This window comes from Burkholderia sp. SIMBA_051, assembly GCF_046534915.1.
In the GTDB taxonomy this organism is placed as follows: Bacteria; Pseudomonadota; Gammaproteobacteria; order Burkholderiales; family Burkholderiaceae; genus Burkholderia; species Burkholderia ambifaria.
Window position 1 is genome coordinate 1 of record NZ_JAWRXS010000883.1, and the last position, 237, is coordinate 237.

Sequence of the window (237 nt, forward strand, 5' to 3'; positions counted from 1 at the left end):
GCCGATGGGAGACCCGGTGGCGGGCTCCAGCGTCAGTTCGAACAACTGATTGGGCTCCAGCGGCGGCAAGGCATCCAGCGGGATGCGTACCGGTTCGCCGGGCTTGACCAGGCCCAGGGACACCGGAGCGGACCAGCCGTCGGCCTTGGTCCAGAATTCCAGGGCGCGGTCCGGCGGCACTTGTACCGCGGCAATCGGGACGAGCTGCACGTCGTGGCTTCCTGCCTGGGCCTGTAT

The 237-nt window shown here is 68.4% G+C and carries 1 protein-coding gene; it reads right to left on the reverse strand.

Translation table 11 applies throughout. The annotated features are described in order from the left end of the window. Positions 1–237, reverse strand: a 237-nt coding sequence (locus SB771_RS36980) for an anti-sigma factor domain-containing protein (RefSeq protein ID WP_410722282.1), incomplete at both ends; no start/stop codon positions are given.